At 46.0% G+C, this 22,469-nt stretch carries 20 protein-coding genes and 1 pseudogene; 14 read left to right on the top strand and 7 right to left on the bottom strand.

Annotated elements, in window-relative coordinates; translation table 11 throughout:
- Positions 1-44 precede the first annotated feature (44 nt).
- Positions 45-1,019 carry an SIMPL domain-containing protein gene (locus tag AC1XTG_RS18190; protein WP_484842928.1) on the bottom strand — a complete coding sequence of 325 codons (975 nt, stop codon included), beginning with the start codon at positions 1,017-1,019 and terminating at the stop codon, positions 45-47.
- A 141-nt stretch (positions 1,020-1,160) separates the two neighbouring features.
- On the opposite strand from AC1XTG_RS18190, the gene AC1XTG_RS18185 reads away from it, so the two are divergent.
- From AC1XTG_RS18185 to AC1XTG_RS18160, 6 genes and pseudogenes are all read left to right on the top strand, one after another.
- On the top strand, positions 1,161-1,982 hold the full coding sequence (locus tag AC1XTG_RS18185; RefSeq protein ID WP_056284741.1) for an alpha/beta fold hydrolase: 822 nt from the start codon (positions 1,161-1,163) through the stop codon (positions 1,980-1,982).
- Between the two features lie 322 nt (positions 1,983-2,304).
- Positions 2,305-2,631, top strand: a complete 327-nt coding sequence (locus AC1XTG_RS18180) for a PadR family transcriptional regulator (protein WP_484842927.1) — start codon at positions 2,305-2,307, stop codon at positions 2,629-2,631.
- Positions 2,628-2,822 (top strand): annotated as a pseudogene (locus tag AC1XTG_RS18175) (permease prefix domain 2-containing transporter); the annotation flags it as partial. The gene AC1XTG_RS18180 and the pseudogene AC1XTG_RS18175, both read left to right, overlap by 4 nt.
- Positions 2,823-2,951: 129 nt before the next feature.
- Complete coding sequence (locus AC1XTG_RS18170) at positions 2,952-5,000, top strand: ABC transporter permease (protein ID WP_484843136.1); 2,049 nt, start codon at positions 2,952-2,954, stop codon at positions 4,998-5,000.
- 15 nt (positions 5,001-5,015) lie between these two features.
- Positions 5,016-5,321: an ABC transporter permease gene (locus tag AC1XTG_RS18165; RefSeq protein WP_484842926.1), complete on the top strand. Its 306-nt coding sequence runs from the start codon at positions 5,016-5,018 to the stop codon at positions 5,319-5,321.
- A 115-nt stretch (positions 5,322-5,436) separates the two neighbouring features.
- On the top strand, positions 5,437-5,802 hold the full coding sequence (locus AC1XTG_RS18160) for a DUF4180 domain-containing protein (RefSeq protein WP_484842925.1): 366 nt from the start codon (positions 5,437-5,439) through the stop codon (positions 5,800-5,802).
- 68 nt (positions 5,803-5,870) lie between these two features.
- Here AC1XTG_RS18160 and AC1XTG_RS18155 read toward each other — a convergent pair whose 3' ends face one another.
- Positions 5,871-7,049 (bottom strand): DUF4236 domain-containing protein, encoded by a 1,179-nt coding sequence (locus AC1XTG_RS18155; RefSeq protein ID WP_229238623.1) that lies wholly within the window; start codon positions 7,047-7,049, stop codon positions 5,871-5,873.
- A gap of 296 nt (positions 7,050-7,345) precedes the next feature.
- Between AC1XTG_RS18155 and AC1XTG_RS18150 the strand changes: the two genes are divergently transcribed.
- Positions 7,346-7,588 (top strand): hypothetical protein, encoded by a 243-nt coding sequence (locus AC1XTG_RS18150; RefSeq protein WP_484842924.1) that lies wholly within the window; start codon positions 7,346-7,348, stop codon positions 7,586-7,588.
- 331 nt (positions 7,589-7,919) lie between these two features.
- On the opposite strand, the gene AC1XTG_RS18145 is transcribed toward AC1XTG_RS18150, so the two are convergent.
- The 5 genes from AC1XTG_RS18145 to dinD all read right to left on the bottom strand — a co-directional run bounded on the left by AC1XTG_RS18145 (position 7,920) and on the right by dinD (position 11,144).
- Entirely contained in the window at positions 7,920-8,420 is a 501-nt protein-coding gene (locus tag AC1XTG_RS18145; protein WP_056284726.1) for a VanZ family protein, read from the bottom strand.
- A gap of 48 nt (positions 8,421-8,468) precedes the next feature.
- Positions 8,469-8,762 (bottom strand): hypothetical protein, encoded by a 294-nt coding sequence (locus tag AC1XTG_RS18140; protein ID WP_056284724.1) that lies wholly within the window; start codon positions 8,760-8,762, stop codon positions 8,469-8,471.
- A 33-nt stretch (positions 8,763-8,795) separates the two neighbouring features.
- Positions 8,796-9,569: an NYN domain-containing protein gene (locus tag AC1XTG_RS18135; RefSeq protein WP_484842923.1), complete on the bottom strand. Its 774-nt coding sequence runs from the start codon at positions 9,567-9,569 to the stop codon at positions 8,796-8,798.
- Positions 9,570-9,680: 111 nt separating this feature from the next.
- Entirely contained in the window at positions 9,681-10,280 is a 600-nt protein-coding gene (locus AC1XTG_RS18130; protein ID WP_484842922.1) for an alpha-ketoglutarate-dependent dioxygenase AlkB family protein, read from the bottom strand.
- A 27-nt stretch (positions 10,281-10,307) separates the two neighbouring features.
- Entirely contained in the window at positions 10,308-11,144 is an 837-nt protein-coding gene (gene dinD, locus AC1XTG_RS18125) for a DNA damage-inducible protein D (protein WP_484842921.1), read from the bottom strand.
- A 173-nt stretch (positions 11,145-11,317) separates the two neighbouring features.
- Between dinD and AC1XTG_RS18120 the strand changes: the two genes are divergently transcribed.
- The 7 genes from AC1XTG_RS18120 to AC1XTG_RS18090 all read left to right on the top strand — a co-directional run bounded on the left by AC1XTG_RS18120 (position 11,318) and on the right by AC1XTG_RS18090 (position 22,388).
- Positions 11,318-12,817, top strand: coding sequence for a Y-family DNA polymerase (locus AC1XTG_RS18120; RefSeq protein WP_484842920.1), 1,500 nt, complete (start codon positions 11,318-11,320; stop codon positions 12,815-12,817).
- Entirely contained in the window at positions 12,817-16,044 is a 3,228-nt protein-coding gene (locus AC1XTG_RS18115; RefSeq protein WP_484842919.1) for an error-prone DNA polymerase, read from the top strand. The genes AC1XTG_RS18120 and AC1XTG_RS18115 overlap by 1 nt, the downstream gene beginning before the upstream one ends.
- Before the next feature lie 175 nt (positions 16,045-16,219).
- Positions 16,220-17,002: a phytanoyl-CoA dioxygenase family protein gene (locus AC1XTG_RS18110; RefSeq protein WP_484842918.1), complete on the top strand. Its 783-nt coding sequence runs from the start codon at positions 16,220-16,222 to the stop codon at positions 17,000-17,002.
- 103 nt (positions 17,003-17,105) lie between these two features.
- Complete coding sequence (locus tag AC1XTG_RS18105; RefSeq protein WP_484842917.1) at positions 17,106-18,917, top strand: tetratricopeptide repeat protein; 1,812 nt, start codon at positions 17,106-17,108, stop codon at positions 18,915-18,917.
- An 87-nt stretch (positions 18,918-19,004) separates the two neighbouring features.
- Positions 19,005-19,172, top strand: coding sequence for a hypothetical protein (locus tag AC1XTG_RS18100; RefSeq protein ID WP_157474724.1), 168 nt, complete (start codon positions 19,005-19,007; stop codon positions 19,170-19,172).
- Positions 19,173-19,293: 121 nt separating this feature from the next.
- Positions 19,294-21,696 carry an ABC transporter permease gene (locus AC1XTG_RS18095; RefSeq protein WP_484842916.1) on the top strand — a complete coding sequence of 801 codons (2,403 nt, stop codon included), beginning with the start codon at positions 19,294-19,296 and terminating at the stop codon, positions 21,694-21,696.
- Positions 21,697-21,725: 29 nt separating this feature from the next.
- Positions 21,726-22,388 (top strand): NAD(P)H-binding protein, encoded by a 663-nt coding sequence (locus AC1XTG_RS18090; protein WP_484842915.1) that lies wholly within the window; start codon positions 21,726-21,728, stop codon positions 22,386-22,388.
- The last annotated feature ends 81 nt before the right edge of the window (positions 22,389-22,469 follow it).

Genomic DNA, 22,469 nt, shown 5'->3' with positions numbered 1-22,469 from the left:
AGTTATGAATGTATCCTCCGTGCAACGGGAGTGAGTGAAGCGGATTAGTTTAGGAGAAGTTTCTTGCTTTCTCCTGCGGGGGTAATGATGTAGTACCTGTTGGTTGGTTTTAACTGGTAACTTACTGTGATCTGGTAGCTTACCTGGATTGCCGGTTCAAGTACGACCGGGTTCATGACGATGTCAAAACTTTCAAAACCGAGCGGCAGGTAATAGCGGGAAACTGTTTTTTCAATTTCGTTGATGTTAGTCTGCGCGCCGTTTTTCTTGACTGGCTTTACCGAAGTTCTGGAAAAAGCCTGGTAGGAAAAGTATCTTGACGAAGGTGAAATGGTATGAAAATTCTCCTGAACGGTTTTTTTCAATGTATCCAATTTCAGGTTTAATGCTTCGTAAGATCTGATATTCTTCTTCAATGCGGCCACGCAGCTAGTGCGCAAAGAATCTTTAAAACTCTCCAATCTGGTATGAAAGCAATCTACTTTGACCAGATCGTAGATTTCATTCTGCGCCGCGATCGTGACCATCCGATCAAGCTGGTCAGCCTTTTTGTAGCGAATGCTCAGGTTTTTCTGCATTTCAAAACCCGCTGGAATTTCATTGGAAGTTTTGCTGAAAAGCCTGTTTTCTGTTTCAATATCGTATTTCGGGACAAATGAAATCATATCTACATCCATCTCGCTCTCGGCGATTCCGGCATTCACCAACCCTGTTTTAAATTTACTAATCCTTTCCAGCATGAGCCGATCGGTCACCTCCGCAGTTTCCCCGGTTTGCACTACATTGAAAGTAGCCACGTAAGTATCCGGCATGATGTTGATCAATCCTTTTACAGTAACTACGATAGTACTGTCATTTGAATTATCCCCGGAAAACCGGACTCCCGAGATAGGGTTTGCTCTTGCCGCATTGTATTGCGCATTGCCCATATAGTCATTCGCGTTCCCTGAAACTTGTGCATGGCTTTTGAAAACACTAAAAAGCAAAATGAGCGCAGCTGCAATCATGTATTTTTTCATACTCAGAACTTATTGGTTGAATATGAAAAATCAAGAGCCCTGCACAAAGTATCACAATGCGATTATTCTTCGGTAAGGGAGTTTTTATTAGGGAATGTTGCGTTATTGTCGCAGTAATTTTCACTCTCAAAACACAAAATCATGAGCACTTTGCAGCTAAGAGATGGCGCCACAATGTTTTACAAAGACTGGGGCACCGGACAACCTATCGTTTTTCACCACGGCTGGCCACTTTCCGGTGATGACTGGGATAGCCAAATGATGTTTTTCCTCGAAAAAGGTTTCCGCGTTATTGCCCACGACCGCCGCGGACACGGACGTTCTTCCCAAACGTACCAAGGTCATGAAATGGATACTTACGCGGCCGATGTAGCCGAGCTGGTTGCGCATCTGGACCTTAAAGATGCCATACACGTCGGGCACTCGACAGGTGGTGGCGAAGTGATACATTATGTAAACAAGCATGGAAACGGCAGGGTAGCAAAAGCGGTGCTGGTAAGTGCCGTAACTCCGATCATGGTGCAGAACGAAAACAATCCGGACGGTGTGCCGATGGGTGTTTTTGATGAAATCCGCGAGATGACCGCAACGCAAAGACCGCAGTATTTTAAAGACTTCTCGGAGGCTTTCTACGGTTACAATCGCGAAGGCGCTGTTGAAAAGCAGGGGATTCGTGACAACTGGTGGCGCCAGGGGATGATGGGAAGCATTCTTGCCCATTATGAATGCATCAAGGCATTTTCTGCGACAGATTTTACCGAAGATCTTCAAAGTGTTGATATCCCAGTATTGGTGTTACACGGTGAAGATGACCAGATTGTGCCTTATCAGATCACTGCATTGAAGGCGATTAAGCTGTTGAAAAATGGCAAACTGATCACATATCCGGGTTTTCCGCACGGAATGCCCACTACGGAAGCCGAAACGATTAACAAGGATATTCTGGCATTCATTCAGGAATAATAGCAACAGGCGCTATTTAGTTTACAGTATTATTAAAATGGCCGGGCAGAAATTCTTCTGCCCGGCCATCTTGCTTTACTAACGCGTATTTTTGTCATTAAGGAAACGACCTCCCTGTTTCCTTACAAATACTTGCATACACTGCGAGTGTCGTGCCGATATTCATCAGATTACGTTCATTCCCGCAACTACCCGTTCACTTTCGAACAGATAAAAAAGTTATTGTAATAATCTAATTCACTGATAATGAGATTACAATGATAGTGCAAGTCTTTCGGCACACCATTTGTTTAGCAAATATCAAGAAAATACATTTCAACAAATGGGAAGATCCTACTTAGGCGAATTTGAAGAACTTGTCCTGCTCGCAGTTACCGTCCTCAACACCGGCGCTTATGGCGTGAGCATTGCCGAAGAGCTCCGTCAGCGTGCCAACCGGACCATCAGTCTGAGCGCCGTGCACATTGCATTGTACCGGCTTGAAGAGAAAGGCTACCTCATCTCAGAAATGGGCGGGGCAACATTGAGTCGGGGCGGAAGGAAGAAGCGCCTTTTCAGCATCACCAATGCAGGCCGCGAAATGCTGGCCGAAATCCAGGAAGTAAGGAACCAGTTCTGGACCGCCATCGTAAATCCCTCCCAATCATGAAAGACAACAACCAAATCGCTCCACCGCGCTGGGCCAATAACTTATTCAAACTGCTTTGCCCGCACGAACTCTTCGAAGAACTCCAAGGCGACCTGCAGGAACAATTCGAGCTGGATGTAAAAAGAGTAGGAGTAAAGGCAGCAGAGAGAATATATGCGCTAGAAACCCTAAAATTCGCCAAACCCTATTTCCTAAAAAAAAGATTACTAACCCTTAAGAAAGCTAAAAGTCAACCGCCAACAGCTAACCGCCAACCGCCAATAGTCAACCGCAAAAAAAAGCCGACCGCCGAAAGCCGACCACCGATAGCCGTAACAATCATGCTCCAAAACTACCTCACCACCGCACGTCGCACCCTTGCACGCCACAAATCCTACACCCTCATCAACGTCCTCGGCCTCGTGCTGGGAATGAGCTGTGCGATCCTTATTTTCTCATTCGTCAATTACCATTTGGGTTTCGATAAATTTCACGCAAATGCCGACCGTATTTACCGTGTCACCTCCGAGCTGCACAATGAAACCGTCAGCAAGTACGGCATCGTGCCGCAGCCGATTGGCGCCGCCATGCGCGACGATTATGCATTTGTAGAAAAAGCCGCGATGACGATCAATTTTGGCGGCACCATTTCCATTCCGTCGCGAAAAGACAATCCGAAGTTTGGTGACGGTGTGGCTTATACGGAGCCGGATTTCTTTGCAATAATGGATTTCCCATTGGTAGCGGGAGACCCTCAAACCATGCTCTCACAGCCCAATACTGCCGTGATCACAGAGCGATTGGCAGAGACATATTTTGGTGTAAAAAATGCATTGGGTAAAAGCTTACGGCTCGATAACAAAACCGATATCACCGTTACAGGTATCATCAAAAATTTGCCTGAAAACACCGATTTCCGCCAGGAGATCTTCCTTTCATACGTCACGATCAGCCAAACGCAACCCTGGCTCAATAGCTGGGGCGGCATTTATAGCGGCACCCAGGCTTTCGTACTCCTGAAACCCGGTACCGACATTGTCAAAGCGGACAGGTTAATGGCCGGCATTTCCACCAAATATTACGATGCAAAAGGCGCTAAAACGTTCAGCTACCATTTGCAGCCGCTTTCGGACGTGCATATGAACCAGGAATTCGGCGGCGCCATTGCTAAAAGCCAGCTGATTGCGCTGTCCCTCATTGCCGTTTTCCTGATCATCACTGCCTGCGTCAATTTCATTAATCTCGCCACGGCGCAAGCTTTGGGGCGCAGTAGGGAAATTGGTGTGCGAAAAGTAATGGGAAGTATGAAATCGCAGCTTTTCTGGCAATTCATTACCGAAACCGCCCTCATTACTGTCATCGCTTTCGTGTTCGCGATTGGGTTGGCTTACTTCTCGCTCCCGTATATGAACGAAATGCTGTCGACGCGCGTCACGCTCGGTTTGTTGCAGGATTTCAACCAACCTCTTTTCATTTTCGGCTTGCTTGTCGTCGTAACTTTCGTTGCCGGCTCTTATCCTGGACTGGTACTCGCAGGTTTCCAGCCCATTATGGCGCTCAAAGGCAAAATGACGCAAAGTCAGGTCGGCGGATTTTCCATTCGGAAAGGTTTGGTTGTAACTCAATTTGCCATTTCGCAAACGCTTCTGATCGGCACGATTGTCGTCACTAGTCAGATGCGGTTCAACAGTGAGGCTGATATGGGTTTCAAAAAAGACGCCATTGTAATGCTGCCTGTGCCCGAAACGTCCCCGGCCAAAACCAGCGCTATGCGTGCGCGGCTGTCGCAGTTGCCGGAAGTTGAAAAGATCGCCTTTTGCGAAGCGCCGCCTGCCTCGCCCGACGGGAATTTTGATACAGGCATCCGCTACGCATCGCGCCCCGAGCAGGAGAAGTTCACGATTTTCCTTAAATCCGGTGATCCTGAATACCTTTCCATGTTCGGTTTGCAGCTGGTGGCTGGCCGTAACCTTGCTCAGTCCGATACTGTGCGGGAATATCTGCTGAACGAAACCGCCGTGAAAAAGCTGGGCGTGAAACCGGAGGAGGCGATCGGGAAAAATGTGAGTGTCAATGGCGCGGACGGCATGATCGTGGGGGTGATGAAAGACTTTCATAATTTCTCTTTCCGCTCCAAGATCGAGCCGGTTTGCCTCACCACGCGGTCCGACCATTATTCCCGCGTGGCCCTCAAAATCAGCGGACAAAATGTGCCTAAAACCCTCGCCTCCCTCGAAAAGATCTGGAACGAAACCAATGCCGAGTACATTTATTCCTACCAGTTCCTGGACGATCACCTGACGTATTTTTACGGAACCGACGAGCTCGTTTTAAAGCTCATGTGGATCTTCGCCGCCATCGCGATCTTCATCGGCTGCCTCGGCCTGTAAGGACTCATTTCCTTCATGGCCGCCCAAAAAACCAAAGAAATCGGAGTCCGCAAAACCTTAGGTGCCGGCATCGGAAGTATCATCTGGCTCTTCGGCAAGCAATTCGCCCAGCTCCTGGTAATCGCCTTCGTCATCGCCGCGCCGATTGGTTGGTGGTTGATGGATAAGTACTTAGCTGATTTCAAGTATCATATTGATTTGAATGCTACGATTTTTTTGGCTGCAATTGGGATTACGTTTTTGATTGCGATTGTGACGGTAGGGTATCGGTCGGTGAAGGCGGCGTTGATGAATCCGGTGAAGGCGTTGAGAAGTGAATGATTCAATGATCGAATGATTGAATGATTGAATGATTGAATGATCGAAATGATCTTTTATAATTGAATCTAAGGTGGGAAATTTGCTTAATCGTTTTTAGTATAGATCGAACATTTAAATGAACATTATATCTCATACTGTCGATGAAGTTCAGATTGGCGAAGTCACTTCTGACAAGCTGATTATCGAAACCGTGGAAGACGGATTGGACCTGCTCGGTAATCTTTATTACCAGGGATTTGATAGCATTGTCATTCACGAAGAGAATATTACACCCGCCTTCTTTGACCTGAAAACGGGCATTGCAGGAGAGGTACTTCAGAAATTCTCAAACTACCGGATGCGCCTGGCCATTGTAGGTGACTTTGAAAAATATTCCGGGAAAAGCATTCAAGATTTCATTTTTGAAAGTAACAGGATTGGGAGGATTAACTTTTTGGGGAGTGTTGGAGAGGCGTTGAAAAGGTTATCGCATGTGGGTTAGTGGAGAGCACATTTAATGAAGCTAGCAAAATTATTTTAGTTCGATGATTATTTCTGAATGTCTCTGAGCTACAATTTTCTAAGCTTCCTAATAGCATTCTGATAATCTACGAATGCTCTACCGAATTCTTCCGTATACTCATAGTTACTGAATTCGTATTCTTCATTCAATCCAGTATTGGTTTGCAAACTAATCTCTCCATACTTCACAATGGGAATTTGATAATTGTTTTTGAATCTTTTATCTGGCGTTCCGTTCTTATTGACCTTTGCCCAAGTTCTATCAATAATTGTCGAGTCTGGTGGCACTGAACCCGTTTCTGTGAACCGAACATATCTGTAATTGAACTGAATTTCATCAAATCCAATTACTGCAAAACTGGTTTTTGAAGAATACATAATAATAAAGCTAGGATAGAAATATAGATCAGCCCCATTTGCGTTTTGAAAATAAAGCGCATTTAGATCTGATTTAATGTCAGGTAGAGATTTTAAAGTAAATCTGACATCGCGCTTATTTACCAGTGTACTTGCAGATGAACGTGCTGCAACTCGGTCTTGATAATGTGCACTCGTCACGTCCCAGATTCGATGTGAAGATGTTAACTTTTGGAAAGCTCGGATGAGAGCATCATATTTTTCTTGAATATGTGGCTCAAAATCTACTTCAAGTTTTACAAAACAATTTTCGATCTGCTGTTTTGTTTGTTTTACTGCTTCTTTTTGCGCTAATAAGTCAACACGGATATTTTCGGCAATGGCTTTTTTTACAAGACCATAAATTAGTATGTAAGACGCTGCCAATTTGAAGACTGAGAGAGTAGCTGCAAACTGAATTTTGCGTAAATCCATTTGCAAATCTAAACGTTGCTGATGAGCTAGCAAAATTGCTTCCTTTATCCCCTGCATATCCTGGCTAGTTATTTCCTGAACATCTGCACTGAAAATATTATCGCTTTGATCGCTAACTAAATGCTCGTTAAATGTTTGAGGATCAATTAGCGGCTTATTATTTTTACCTGTTAACTTTTCCCGGTGATATAAACCAAGTGCCGGGATCCCTGTATTTAAATATGTCCCAGATTTACCAATAGTTAAACTTGCTCCCCTCACTCCAATGGATGTAGTTATTCCACTTTTACTGAAATTAAAGTGTACTCCTGGTATTATTTTGATTCGTTTACGGAAACTCCATGCCATGATGATAAAATTTTTAGGAGGTTTGTCAGAATTAAACTTTTCCTCCAAAAAACCCAATTATTTTATCAAACGGAAGTAATTATTCTAACCAATTATTAAACGGTAAGCGCTTTCTCGTACCCTTCAAAATTCGGCCTTCAAGCAAATCAGAGAGTCTAACAAGATTTGCATTTCTCCAAATTTCTTCCGAACCTTCAAGCTCCTAATCAAATGTAACATATGAAGAATCTTGCAAGAAATGCCCTGTTATGGTGGGGGTCGGCGAAAGCTCCCCAAGCGGTGTTACATCTGCTAGGACACCTAAAACAGGGCACCCCTGTTTTCCATCCTAATAATGTAACACTATGCAAACACAACCAAATTCCGACGAATCTCCGGATTCGAGGCACCTGGCTTACGGCCGGGAAGTCGCAGAGTTGCTCAGCCAGAGCCACGCTTCCACCTGGGTCAATGACCTTTGGGACATTTACAGCGGCTATATGGTCGCCCAGCCAGAGCTCGGCTACAATCCACGCGCGAGTCACATTTTCGCGTCTTTTAAAGAGCTGGTGTTCTTCTTTGAGCGCATTGGCGAGATGAAAAAGTAAGAGGGATTAATCACTCCATCTTCAAACCAAGAGCCAGGTAGCCTTCGCGGATTGCCTGGCTCTTGGCTTTACTAGTTCAGAAATTGTGCTACACCGAAGCAAAAGCCGCAGCGCGGCAAAACATCGGTAGACTGAGATGGCAAGTACGATGTGGAGATCCCGGAGGGATGTAATGTTTTCGTTGTTACATGCCTATGGCATTTGTGCGATCTCTTGGGGCCACCGTTGTTACAAATATTTATGTCTAGCGGCATTTTCCTGATGCATATTTTGGCTAGACTACAATCCGGTGCGCTGCATGTTCTTGCCAGGGAACGGGAGAATTAGTCTATCACCGCAGAATAATAAACATAAACCGTACAAACAGGAAAAAGAGCAAAAGGAGTATGCCCAGGACGATGATCGTACGGTCCAAGTATTTGCTGGAAATATACTTATTGCTCAAATCGTAGAGTTGAAGTCCGATAAAGCCGCCCAATGTATTTGTGATCAAGTCGGTGATGTCAGTTGCTCCAATGGCGAATATGTATTGAAGCAGTTCTACTACAAAGCTGAATGCAAGTATAATAGCAAGCTTCGGCCAAAATCTGGCTTTTTTAAAACAGGCGCTCAAAAGCAAACCAAATGGAATGAAGATCACACAATTTATGATCATTTCTCCGTAATTAATCCGGCCATGCCTGATGGCAGGTGCACCAAAGGGAATCAGGTTGAGCGTTCTGTTTGCGCCATCGAGCAGGTACGGAATACTGAATGTCAACTTGAATAGTACAAACCAGACCAACACCACTACATATACAGCCAGCAACCCTCTGGAGACTGTCTTTTCCATATTATTTCTTGATTAATCGGCCTATTTGCAATTCGGCGACAACATGGTTCAGCCCTTTACCATAATCACGCTCGTCACTGATTCGTCCTTCATATTCAGCCATTTGAGCCGCTCCTCGTCATTTCCGTAAGCCTGCAAGCCAGCTTCATCTTCAAAGCTGACGAGGTGGATTTCGTACGGAGGGTCGAGCTCGCCAGCGATAAACTGGTCGGCAGTGGGCCTGATCCGCATCAGCAGTTTGCCGTTGTGGCGTTCGAGCAAAGGCAAAACCCGCGATTCGAATTCATGAAAAAGGTCCTCCTTACCCTCGCGGACATAAACAAATTGCGTGATGTGGATCATGGTCAACTCGGTTTGTCAATTATATTTTGATTCTTATTTCAACTTAACCAGCGGGTGGTTCAGTCCATTTACATCATTTTTTACGATTTTATATTTGTCCAGACTTTTGAAAAGGGATGTCAGCGTTTTGAATCCGTAGGTACGTGAGTCGAAGCTGGGATCGATTTTTCGAAGTGAGGTGCCAATTTTGGAAATGAATGCCTCTTCTTCCTCGTTGGCCGATATCTCAAATGCTTTGTCAATAATGTTCATATCGATCTTCGGGTATCTGCGCTTGGGCTCCTGTTTTTTATGCTCTTTTTTGACAATTTCCTTCGGGGTAATATCCACTTTCAGCGGTTCGGGTTCTTCGGCACTTGTATCCAGCTCTGCCACCAGGTTTTCGCTGAATGTGAAGATCTCGCATGAATTTACAAATGCGATCGGCGTATTTTTCCGCCCGATCCCCATTACAAATAGCCCTTCTTCCCGGATCCGCTTCGCAAGTCCGGTGTAATCGCTGTCACTCGACACAATGCAAAAACCTTCGACACTCTTGCTATGCAGAATGTCCATTGCGTCAATAATGAGCGAGCTGTCGGTTGAGTTTTTGCCAGTAGTATAAGAAAATTTCTGGATCGGACTGATCGAATGCTGATTGACAATTTCTTTCCAGCTGTTCATATGCTGCGTGGTCCAGTCGCCGTAAATGCGTCGGATAGTCGCTTTCCCATACTTGGAAACTTCCTCCAAAGTTTCCTTCATCAATTTGGCCTGCGCATTGTCCCCATCGATCAATACGGCGATGTTAAATTTGGTTTCACTCATGGGTTAGAATCGTTTTCGGATTCCAACTTACGTAATAATTCGATGGGCTGTTAACTGTTGGCTATTAGCTGTTGGCTTTTAGCTTTTGGTTTTTGGAATTTAGTTTTGTTTTTAATGCATAACCTTCCTAAATGTTAGGTTGATCCTCGCGTTCATGGGCCTAGCTGATTTGGCTACCCGGTGTTCCCAAAACCTTTGCAAATCGCCTTTCATGAGCAGCAATGAGCCATTTTCCAGTTCCAGCGAATATTGCTGGCGATGATCTTTCTTGTTCCGGAAATCGAAAGCACGAGCCTGTCCGAAGCTCACGGAGGCGATTTCGGTTTTCATGCCGGGTATCGTATCCTTGTCGCTATGCCAGGCTACTGAATCCTTCTCGTTGCGGTAATAGTTGAGCAATACGCCATTGAAATTCATTCCCGTATAGTCTTCCACTTTCTTTTTAATTTCCCAAAGTTCTTCTGTCCATTCAATAGGTGGTCTTTTGTCCCCCTTTACCATCGGCCGGTCGCCAAACCATGCAGAAAGACGCGGTGTAAGTACTTCTTTTTCATACATCACCACCTTTGTTTGCTGCCAGGGAATGGTGAGAACGAAGATTTTCAGATATAAGTCACTTGTCTTTTTATCAAAAAAATCAGGCACATAATCCATTAAATGTTGCGGAAGCGAAAGGTGCTCCCTATCGTTGAATAATTTGAATTGTTCCATCTCCCCGTACCCATTTATTTGTTCTAACTACTTCTTCCTGATTCTCTTAACATCATTGACTCTGGCCAGTTTTTTAATACTGCCTGCATTCGGCAGGTTTTCCGGCATGGTACCTCCTAGCTCTTCGATCGTCTGCCGCACTTTCGCGCCTACTTCAAAATGCGTTTGATTCGCCTTTTGCTTACCTGTAATTTTTTCACGTCTAAGCTTATCGTCCGTTTGTGTCGTGCGGAAAAGGTTTGCAGCGAGTTCGGAGCTACCCATATGATCCAGAATGTGCTGACTTTTTTTAAGTTCTTTCTTTTCATGGATTGCTTTTGCATCCAACCCTCCGTACAATCCCATATAACCGTGGTTTTGAAAAATGGCATAATCAACAGGTTCGACTACACCGGCAATGCGGGCAGAGTTGGCAAGTAGCAGATTATGCCTGGTCACTTCTCCGCGCAAGAAAACACGCTTCTCATTTTCTCCCGGAAGGTTATTGTACGCTTCCATTTGCTGGATCTCCTGCAAACGCGTTTGTACGGCAAAGTAAGTCTGGCCTAGTGCGACGACCTCCTTGGAAGGGTCGGCATTCTGTACGATCAGGTAGCAGGCGTAGCGGGAGAGTTTCATATTATCACTTTTCCGTTTTGCGCCTTTACCCAGCTCGATCATTTCGTGCATTTGAACGAAATGATCTGAAACGTTCTGTTCGCTGTTTTTGCAAGCTTCCTTGGCTCTTTCAATCACTGCTTTGAAGTAGCGGTACTCCGTATATTCTAGGATTTTTGCCAGATCCCGCGCACTCCAATACTCATTTCCCTGCTCGTCTGTTCTCCTGATTTCTTCAAAAAGCGATAGGTGATTGTCTGTTGTCATAGTGCTTTCTTTTAGGTGTATAGAAATGATTTTGTCTGGCTCAAACTTCAAAAAAAGATTGCACTTATACAAGCAATTTGATATTATTGTAATCAATTTATTGATATTTAAAATATCATTTATTTTGTAACTTATTAATAAACAATCTTTTAATTTTTTAAATGGGCTAAAATATGCATCTGCGCTTCGCTAACATATGGTTCCGGCATTTAGCGACAGATTGGGAAACAATCAGACGGCCCGAGTTGAAGGAGCAGCAGTTTGTTCTGGCTGCGCCGGAACGTAACCGGATGGTGGTAAAGGCTGCCAGTCAGCAGGCGCAGGATAACGGGATTGAGCCTGGAATGGTAGTAGCGGATGCCCGGGCTATTTTCCCGGACCTGGAAGTGATCAATGAAAAGCCTGAGGAAATCACGACGCTTTTAATAAGTCTGGCGGAATGGTGCATCCGTTATTCGCCCATTGTATCAATTGATCCACCAGACGGTCTGATCCTCAACATAACCGGTTGCACGCATTTATGGAAAGGCGAAGAAAATTACTTGGCGGAAATAGCAGGTAAGCTTAGTAAACAAGGGTACCAGGTAAGGGTAGGTATCGCGGACACGATCGGAGCGGCCTGGGCAATGGCGCATTTCGGGGCGGCTAAGTCAATAGTGCCGCCTGATCATCAGGCAAATGCATTGCTCAGCTTGCCGCCTGCAGCATTGCGCATTGAACCTGCTATTGTTGAAAAGCTGCATAAACTGGGTTTGTACCAGATCCGCAATTTCATCCATATGCCGCGTCCCGTGTTGAGAAGGCGTTTTGGTCAGCAGTTACTAGACCGGCTGGACCAGGCGACCGGGCATGCACTGGAAATCATCGAGCCCGTGCAGCCCATTGTGCCCTATCAAGACAGACTTCCCTGCATGGAGCCGATCGTGACAGCTACCGGAATTGCGATTGCATTAAAAATCCTCCTTAAAAAGCTTTGCAAGCGGTTTTTAAAAGAAGGTAAAGGTTTAAGAAAAGCAATATTTAAAGGATTTCGGGTAGATGGAAAAATTGTACAGATTGATATAGTTACTAACTGCGCATCCAATCACCGGGAGCATCTTTTCAAACTTTTTGAACTCAAAATCCAGACGTTGCGGCCTGCCTTGGGTATTGAATTGTTTGTTATAGAAGCTCCTGAGGTAGAAGATGTTGACCCGGTGCAGGAGTCGATCTGGAATATTTCCGGAGAAAATGACCGGGTTACCTTAATGGAATTGCTCGACAGACTTGCGGGTAGGGCAGGAATGCAGGTGATCCGCCGCTTTTTGCCTGTGGAACATTACTGGCCCGAAAGGTCGGTCAGCGAGGCAGCTTCGCTGAAAGATCCAATGCCGACTCCCTGGCGTACCGACCGGTTTCGGCCGGTACAGCTGCTGGCAATTCCTGAAAAAGTATTTGTGACGTCGATGTTACCGGATTATCCGCCCATTCTTTTTAATTATAGAGGTAAGGTGCACATGATCCGGAAAGCAGACGGGCCTGAAAGGATCGAGAGCGAATGGTGGCTCGAAGAAGGTGAGCACCGGGATTACTATTGCGTTGAAGATCAGCATGGAGCACGCTACTGGATCTTCCGGCTGGGGCATTATGAGGAGGATAAGCGGATATGGTTCATTCACGGATTTTTTGTCTGATGTATACGGAACTGCAGGTAACAACCAATTTCAGCTTTCTGCGCGGAGGCTCGCACCCGGAAGAGCTGGTTGCGCAGGCTGTGAATTACGGGTACAAAAAAATCGCGATCACCGACCGGAACACACTCGCAGGGGTAGTGCGTGCACATGCGGCTGCCAAAAAACTCAAAGGTATCAGGGTCATACCTGCCTGTCGGCTTGACTTGCTGGACGGACCAAGCCTGCTCGCATACCCTACTAACAAAAATGCCTACTCCCGGCTTTCCGCTTTGTTGACGGAGGGTAATATACGTACTGAGAAAGGACAATGCCATTTGTATAGAAAAGATGTGTACAAATACGCAAAAGGAATGAAGTTCATAGTCGTGCCGCCTGCTACACTCAATGCAGCATTTGATTTTGAACCCGAATTCAGAAGAGCATTAAGAGAATACAAAAAGAACCTGGGAAGTCAGCTTTACATTGCCGCTGCTCGCACTTACCAGGGGGACGATACCAAAAAGCTGTACCGGATTTCGCAGCTTGCTGAGGAATTGAATGTGCCGATGGTCGCCACAAATGATGTGTATTATCACCATCCGCAACGCAGGGAATTACAGGATGTACTGACCTGCATTCGCGAAAAGTGCACCATCTACAATGCAGGTTTCAAGCTATATCAAAACGGCGAGCGGTTTTTGAAGGAAGAAGAAGAAATGAAGCGCCTCTTTGCCTGGTACCCCGACGCTATTAAACGTACCCGTGAAATAGCAGATGCCTGCCGTTTCTCACTCGACTCACTTCAATATGTTTATCCGGAAGAAATAACCAAACAAGGTCGCTCGCCGCTGGAAGAACTGGCTGAGCTGACGTGGCAAGGAGCAAAAGAGCGATATCCTGATGGTGTTCCTGAAAAGATCAGGTCTGCGATCGAGCATGAAATGGTGTTCATCAAGGAGATGGACTATGCGCCTTATTTTCTTACCGTTTATGATATTGTCAGGTTTGCCAAAGAGCAGAAGATCCTTTGCCAGGGGAGGGGATCTGCGGCTAATTCGACCATTTGCTACTGTTTAGGTATCACCTCAGTTGATCCAATGCAAATCGACCTGCTTTTTGAACGTTTTATCTCTTCGGCCAGAAATGAGCCGCCAGATATTGATGTGGATTTTGAGCACGAGCGGAGGGAGGAAGTAATTCAATATATCTATCAAAAATACGGTCGCGATCGTGCGGGTATCGTAGCAACTGTTACGCAGGTACACCAGCGTGGTGCGATCCGGGATGTGGCGAAGGTAATGGGCATGTCGCTGGACGCGATCAACCGGCTTTCCAATTCGATCTGGGAATTTACAGATGAATGGTTTGAAGGTAAACGAGTAGCCGAGCAGGGTTTTAACCCAAAAGATCCGCATTTGATCAAAATCCTGGACCTTACCAAACAGTACATGGGCTTCCCACGCCAACTCGGCCAGCATACCGGCGGATTTGTGATCACGCAGGGTAAATTGTCAGACTTATGCCCGATTCTGAATGCAAGAATGGAAGACCGAACCTGCATTGAATGGAATAAAGATGATATTGACACGCTGGGTTTCCTGAAAATCGATGTACTCGCGCTCGGGATGCTTACCTGCATTCGCAAAGCTTTTGACCTCGCCAAACTGCATTATGGCAAGGATTACACACTTGCTAATATCGAGCAGGATGACAGGGTTTATGATATGATCTGCAAGGCGGACACAATCGGTGTATTTCAGATCGAAAGCCGGGCGCAGCAGTCTATGCTCCCCCGATTGAAGCCACGCGTGTTTTACGACCTGGTGATCGAAGTAGCAATTGTGCGCCCAGGGCCTATTCAGGGGGATATGGTGCATCCTTATTTGCGCAGAAGGAATGATGAAGAGCTAGTGGAGTATCCAACTCCTGAGTTGGAAAAAATATTAGAAAGAACCCTGGGAGTGCCCCTTTTTCAGGAGCAGGCTATGAAAATTGCGATTGTTGCTGCCGGTTTTACGCCTTCCGAAGCAGATGAGCTGAGGCGAAGTATGGCAACTTTTAAAGTGAAGGGAATGGTAGAGCGGTTTGAAAAAAAGCTGGTGGAGGGAATGACCGCGAGAGGCTACACCGAAGAATTTGCAAGACGCATTTTCAAACAACTCGAAGGATTCGGCAGCTACGGTTTTCCCGAAAGCCACGCGGCCAGTTTTGCATTGCTGGTGTATGTGTCCTGCTATCTTAAATGCTTTTACCCAGAAGTATTCGCTACTGCACTGCTGAACAGTATGCCAATGGGTTTTTACCAGCCCGCGCAAATCATCATCGACGCCCGAAAACACGATGTGGAAGTTCGCGAAGTAGATATCAACCATTCTCAGTGGGATAATATTCTGGAAGAAAAAACGGGTAAGTACCATCCGATCCGCTTAGGTTTCAGGCAGATCAAAGGAATGCGGGAAGATGAAATCCAGTCACTGATAGCGGGTAGGGAAAAACCTTACTCTAGCGTGCACCACCTGCGCGAGGCCAGCGTGTCGCAGGCTGCATTGGAGCGACTGGCTGATGCGGATGCATTCAGGTCGATCGGGCTGGACAGGCGGCGGGCACTTTGGGAAGTGACTGCATTGAGCGACCGGCCCATTGGTTTATTTGAAGGTCAACCCTCGGCCAGTGCCACTGAGCCGCAGGTACAGTTGCCGCTTATGACCGCTTCTGAGCACGTGGTGCAGGATTATGCTTCCACATCACTGTCTTTAAAAGCACACCCGGTGAGTTTTGTGCGTGAAAAGCTGAAAGAGCAAGGCATTTATTCCACCAACGATCTGGAACTGATCGGCAACAACCGGCCGGTGAAAGTAGCAGGGCTGGTGCTCGTCAGGCAGCGGCCTGGTACGGCGGGAGGGGTTTGTTTTATTACGATTGAAGATGAAACTGGCTATGCGAACCTGGTGGTTTTTGAAAAGCTGTTTGAAAAATACCGGAAAGAAGTGTTGCGCGCGCGGCTGCTGATGGTGGAAGGAAGGTTGCAAAGAGAAGGAGACGTAACGCACGTAATTGTTCAGAAATGCTATGATTTGTCTGTTTTACTCAAAAAGCTCACAACCATTGAAACTGAAAATCCCGACATACTTACGCTTTCCCGCGCCGACGAAAAGGATGAATATGTGTCACAAGCAATCAACAAACGGACGCAGGTAAGGCGCGACGTGCAGACTGAAATTTTCCCGACGGGAAGGAATTTCAGATAAAACAATTTATTTTAGTAGTTATGAGGATGACTCCAACACTCTGACACCACTTCCATCGTCACCCGACGCGCTTCCTTTTGATAAAGGTTAGCATTGTATTGCCTGTATTTTTCTTCAAATCATTCCTGAACACTGCCACTTTGCACTGTTTTCGAGCCCATTCATCTATACAATTATGGAAGGTCCATTTAATAACCAGCAAATAACAGAATTCATCAATAGCGGCTTTATCAAGCTGAATAACGCATTTTCAGCGGATGTTGCTGCCGCGGCCAGAGAAATACTATGGAAAGACCTGGACTGTAATCCGAACGACCGCTCCACCTGGACGAAACCGGTCATCAGGCTCGGCATGTACACAGACGAACCATTCCATAAATCAGCTAATACGGATGTGCTGACAAGCGCATTTGATCAGCTGGTGGGTAGGGGAAAATGGCTGCCAAGGTTTAGTATGGGTACTTTCCCCGTCCGCTTCCCTTCTGAACAATCGCCCGGCGACGATGGCTGGCACGTGGATGCAAGTTTTCCCGGCGACAATCCCGACAATTTTTTTGACTGGCGCATTAATATATTTTCCAAAGGCCGCGGCTTGCTGATGCTCTTCCTTTATTCCGATGTGACTGAAAACGATGCGCCTACCCGCATCAGAATAGGTTCGCACCTGGATATTGCCCGCATTTTGGAACCCGAGGGCGACCGTGGTCTCTCATTCATGGAAGTGGCTTCCCGGCTGGATGCGCTGCCCGCAAAGGAAGAAGCGCTTGCAACGGGCACAGCCGGTACGGTTTACCTGTGTCACCCGTTTCTTGTACATGCGGCTCAGCCACATCGCGGCACTAACCCGAAGTTTATGGCGCAGCCTCCGCTGGTACTGAGAGATCAGCTTGTCATTTCTGGCCAGACTGAGAACTACACGCCAGTGGAGCTTGCTATCCGGCGCGCATTGGGTAAATAGGGCAGATATGGGTGCTGTTTTTTCATTTGGCTAATTGTAGCGGTTACTTTAGTTTTGGGTTACGGCATTTCGTGTGGTACCTCCATCGCTCTCAATTCAGTTCATGAAATCACTTATACTTTCAATTACGGCTGTGCTGGCTATTGTTTTCAGCAGTCACGCACAGCCGGATTCTACTGCATTTTCCATATTCCGGAATAAAATCAGCAGCAAACCCGACTCGGGGCGCTTTGAAGACCTGAATAATTATGGGTACGATATGATCGATCTGCTCAAATTTGGCCGGGTCGACAGTGCGATTATGGAAATGATGGAACTGGCTGTTGATAAAGAGAACCGGGTTTGGGAAGGGCGTACTTATATGTTGATGGCCTGGTTGCAAAAGGTACAGAGTAATTCCAATGCGGCGGTTTCAAATTACCAGAAGGCGCAGGCATTGTTTCAGAAAGCCGGGGAAGTGCGGCGGGAAATCAGGGCGCTGCAAAGGATTGGCAGCGTTTATATTACCGTAAATGATCTGAAACTGGCTGAACATTACTTCCGGAGAGGGTTGTCTCTGGCCGAAAAAAGCAAGATGGAAGATGAAGTAGCCAATATGTACACCGATTTTGCCACAGTCGAGGATATCAGGAAAAATTACAACGGTGCACTTGCTTACAATGATAAGGCTTTGAAAATATACAAAAAGCTGGGCGCCGACTTCTCGTCAACACTTTTCAACAGAGGTATTATCCTCAAAAATGCAGGCAGGTATCAGGAATCGCTGAATACTTACATGCAGCTGCTCGATTATGCCAAAAAGGAGTCGGACCAGTTTCTTGAAAAAATGGTTTACCTCAATCTTCCCAACACATTACTCCTGCTCGGCAGGCCAGATGAGGCGGAACAATATGTTAAAAAAGCCATTGAAATGGCCAAAACAAGTCCGCAGCGGATCAACGATTATATGCATATCTACGAGATGCTGACGAATATCTACAAAAAAAAGGGGCAGTTTGAACAGGCGCTGAACTACCAGAATCAATGGGTTGCGTACCGCGACAGCGTGTTCAATTCAGAGAAAAGCAGGCAGCTGATCGAGGCGGAAACGAGGTTTCAGGCAAAGGAAAACCAGGAACGCATTCAGCGGCTGGGTACTGAGAACTATGAGAAAAAACGACAACTGTGGTGGCTTTATGGCGGAATTTCCATGCTGGCGTTCCTGCTTGCGATCGCATTGTGGCAGTACAGGATCATTCAGCGGGTGAACCAGAAACTTGAAATTACCAATAGCAACCTGTCAGAAGCCAATAGCCGGATCAGCGTTCAGGCGACGCAGCTCAAAGAGTTAATGCAGGAATTGCATCACCGGGTGAAGAATAATCTCGCCATTGTTTCCAGCCTGTTATCACTGCAAGCCAGCCGTTTGGAAGATGAGAAGGCGATCCAGGCTGTGACGGAGGGGCAGCAAAGGGTAGAGGCTATGTCGCTGATCCACCAGCAATTGTATCAAACCGACAATGTGGCCGGGGTAAGTGTCAAAGAGTATATCCAGGATCTGGTGAAAGGACTAATGCAGTCTTTCGGCTATTCGGAGGATTTCAGTTTGCGTACAGACATTGAACCCATCGTACTGGACCTTAAAATGGCTGTTCCCCTCGGCCTCATTGTCAATGAGCTGATCACAAATGCATTCAAGCATGCTTACCAGGGCATTGAAAATCCTGAGCTCAGTATCAGGCTGTGGCAACAGGAGGAAGTATACCTCGAAATTAAAGATAACGGGAGAGGTGTGGATGTCGCAAATTGGCGAAAAGCGGGTGGACAGTCGTTTGGAAAGCGGCTGGTTGCTTCTTTAACGAAGCAGATTAACGGAAGGATAAACGTTGATTCTGAGCAGGGTTCGCGATTTTTACTCAATTTTCCACTTGCCTGAGCGACAATAAAAGCAGTTTGGCACGGTTTTGTGTATCATAGGTAACATATCATCAATAAAACTAAAAATCATTAAATATTAGCAATCATGAAATCATCAGCCAAAACCGCTTACGAAACAAACCAGGAGTTTTTTGAAGATCAAAATATGCTGGCGGACACTAATCCATTCCAACGCTCAGCTGCTCCTGTTATGCAGAAAGCGGGTAAGAGACCAAGGATTATGAAGCCGGTATACTCAGTAAGACTCGCTTAGTAAGCACACGCTACTCACATTACATTGCCAATGCAGGAATTCGAGAACCTGCATTGGCAATTTTTTTGTGATATACTGTGGGATTTTGGATTATTTTAGTGCAGATAAACTCCTGAATCCTATGCTATTCCATTACTTCAAGATCGCATTTCGGTCTATCCGAAAACAAGCCGGTATGAGCGTTGTCAACATAGGCGGACTGTGCGTCGGGCTGGTTGCTTCATTGTTTGTTGTGCTGTATGTGGCCAATGAATATAGTTTCGACCGCTTTCACGAGCAGGGGAGCCGGATCGTCAAAGTGGAGTTTGATCATTCAGACGACGAGGCTTCTTATTCTGTTCCGTGGATGTCGTATGATTTTGGTGCGGAAGTCAAGGAACAATGTGCCGAAATTGAGGATTTTGGAAGGATAACGGACAATTCATTTTATAGTAAACTGGTTTTTAGTGATGAAAATCACCGTTTTTACGAATCCGGATTTGTGGCGGCCGACGCCGGTTTTCTTCGCCTCTTTTCTTTTAAAATAATAAAAGGCGACCGCCGCACTGCACTTACTAAACCTGGTACGATCATCCTCACAGAAAGTACTGCTAAAAAGTATTTCGGAGAGGCCGATCCGCTTGGAAAAACGATCACTTACGATAAAACCAATGTTTATCAGGTAGTTGGTGTAATTCAGGACCCGCCCGCAAACTCGTCCATTCAGTTTGACTTCCTGGCTGACCTGCATTCCTATCGCGCCAATGAGCTCCGCGAAATGGCGGGTTACCTGGATAAAAAAGCATTAAAAACGCAGACCAACAACATAGGCGCAACCGGCAGCTACAACACTTACTTTTTAATCAAAAACAATGCATCGGCCAAAGCTGTGGAATCCCGCATTCCGTCGCTGCTTTCCGAGAGAGCAAAGATCAAAGATAAAAAGGACGGCTATCATCTTTATGCACTTCACGATCTTCATTTCGACCGCATTGATCTGACTGCCAGACAAAAAGCAATCGTATTTTCGGTCATCGGTGTGCTGATCCTGGCATTGGCGCTGATCAATTATGTTAATCTTACTACGGCCTATGCATCTACCAGGTCGGCGGAAGTATCGGTAAGAAAGGTGGTCGGCGGCGCACGCAGCTCCCTTGTTTTTCAATTTTTCCTCGAATCTTTTCTGTCTGTTACCATTGCATTTGCAGCGGCTGTTCTGCTCGTACTTATCTTTTATAATGCAGTGTATACTGCGCTTTCGATCGAGGTCGATACCCATTTTTTGCGGAGTCCATGGTTTATAGTCCCGGTGATTATTTTTTATGTGTTGAGCATTGTGCTGGCTGGGAGCTATCCGGCATTGATGCTTTCCGGCTTTTCGCCCGGGGATGCATTACGCGGTAACCTGGCGATCCTGGGCAATGCGGCCACTACACGCAACTTTCTCACCGTATTTCAGTTTACAATCTCCATTTCGCTGATTATCTGTTCTTTCCTGATATTTAAACAAATGCAGTTTTTTCAAAAGAAAGAACTTGGCATTGCGCGTGATCAGGTTGTGACGGTGTTTTTGGATCATCAGGACGGGATGAGCAAACATTACAAAGTGATCCGGAGCGAGTTGGACCGCATTTCCGGCGTGGATGCAGTTACCTCGTCGAGTTTGCTGATGTACCATCCATATGGGAATTCACTCGAACTCAAGCGGGCAAATTCAGATAAGCGGGTTACAGTCAACTCGTTTCGCGTGGATGATCATTTTGTGAAAACCATGCAGATCAAATGGGCGGCAGGTCCGGCAAAAACAGCGCTGACAAGCGGACTGTTGCTCAACGAAACCGCAGCTGCTGAACTCGGACTGAATGCCGCTAATTTTAAGCATACATTTGATCTGGGACAAGATATGAAAAAGGATGTAGTTGGGATTGTAAAGGATTTTCACTACACTTCACTACGCCAGAAGGTCAAACCGATGGCCTTAATGCTGAACAGCGATAGCGTTTTTAATGATTATCTGTATATCAAAATCAACAAAAATGCGGATATGAAAACCGCACTCGCTGGTGTGGAACGTGTGTACAACCAGTTTAAAGTAAACCGCCCGTTTGAATACACATTCCTGGATGAAACCTATGCTAAAATGTATAAGAAAGAGGTACTTACAGGGCGCATTGTGTATTGGTTTACGATAGTGTCCATTCTCATTGCCTGTCTGGGCTTGTATGGTCTGACCACATTCACTGCCCGGCAGCGGCAAAAGGAAATCGGGATCAGGAAAGTGCTCGGGGCTACTGTGCTGAACATCGTGACGATGCTTTCCAAAGATTTCGTCAGGCTTGTGATCTTCTCTTTCGTACTCGCCTCGCCGCTGGCCTATTTTGCAATGGAAAAGTGGCTGGGAGATTTCGCTTACCGCATTCCGGTGAGTCCCTGGGTATTCGTGCTCGCAGGTACTGGCGCACTTTTGTTGGCATTGATCACAATCAGTTTCCAGGGCGTAAAAGCGGCAATTGCTAATCCTGTCAAGTCTTTGAAATCGGATTAAGTGAACAGTTTCAAACCATAAAATTTTACATGATGACATCTAAAAAAGCCATATTATTCGGAGCGAGCGGCTTCATCGGTTCTTATCTCCTGGAAGGGCTTTTGAACGATCCTGATTATGCGCAGGTAACCGTTGTTGTCAGGAAAAATCTGAACAAATCGCATCCCAAATTGAAAGTCCTGATTGGCGACTACAATACACTACCCGCATTGAGAAATGAGATCGTAGCCGATGATGTATTCATCGCTCTGGGTACTACCAGAAAGAATACACCCGACGAAAAGATCTATTACCAGGTGGATCACGATTATCCGGTGCTTGCAGCCCGGATTGCGAAAGAAAATGGCGCGAAGTCTGTGTTTGTAGTAAGTGCTGTGGGCTCCAATGCGGGTTCAAGTGTTTTCTATGTACGTACCAAAGGGGAAATGGAGCAGGATATTATCGCGCTGGATATGGAGCACACGCACATTTTCCGTCCTTCCATGATCATGGGGGATCGCCAGGAGAGCCGCCCGCTGGAAAAATCTTTTATCGGATTGTTTTCATTAATCAACCCCTTGCTGATCGGCCCCGTCAAAAAATACCGGGGCATCCAGGCAAAAGATATAGCCAAAGCAATGCTAGCCGCCGCGAAAAAAACATCCGGCAAAGTGCAGGTTTACGAATGGGAAGAAATGTCAGCGCTGATTTGACGGTTGACTCTTTACACACAGTAAGACTGTGATGTATAAAGAGCCAACCATCAATCGGTGAATTAACTAGCATCTAACAGC

The organism is Dyadobacter sp. HNCC25DJ183, assembly GCF_056895175.1.
The sequence above is the reverse complement of the archived record's forward strand: the minus strand, read 5'-3'. Positions and strand labels throughout refer to the sequence as shown.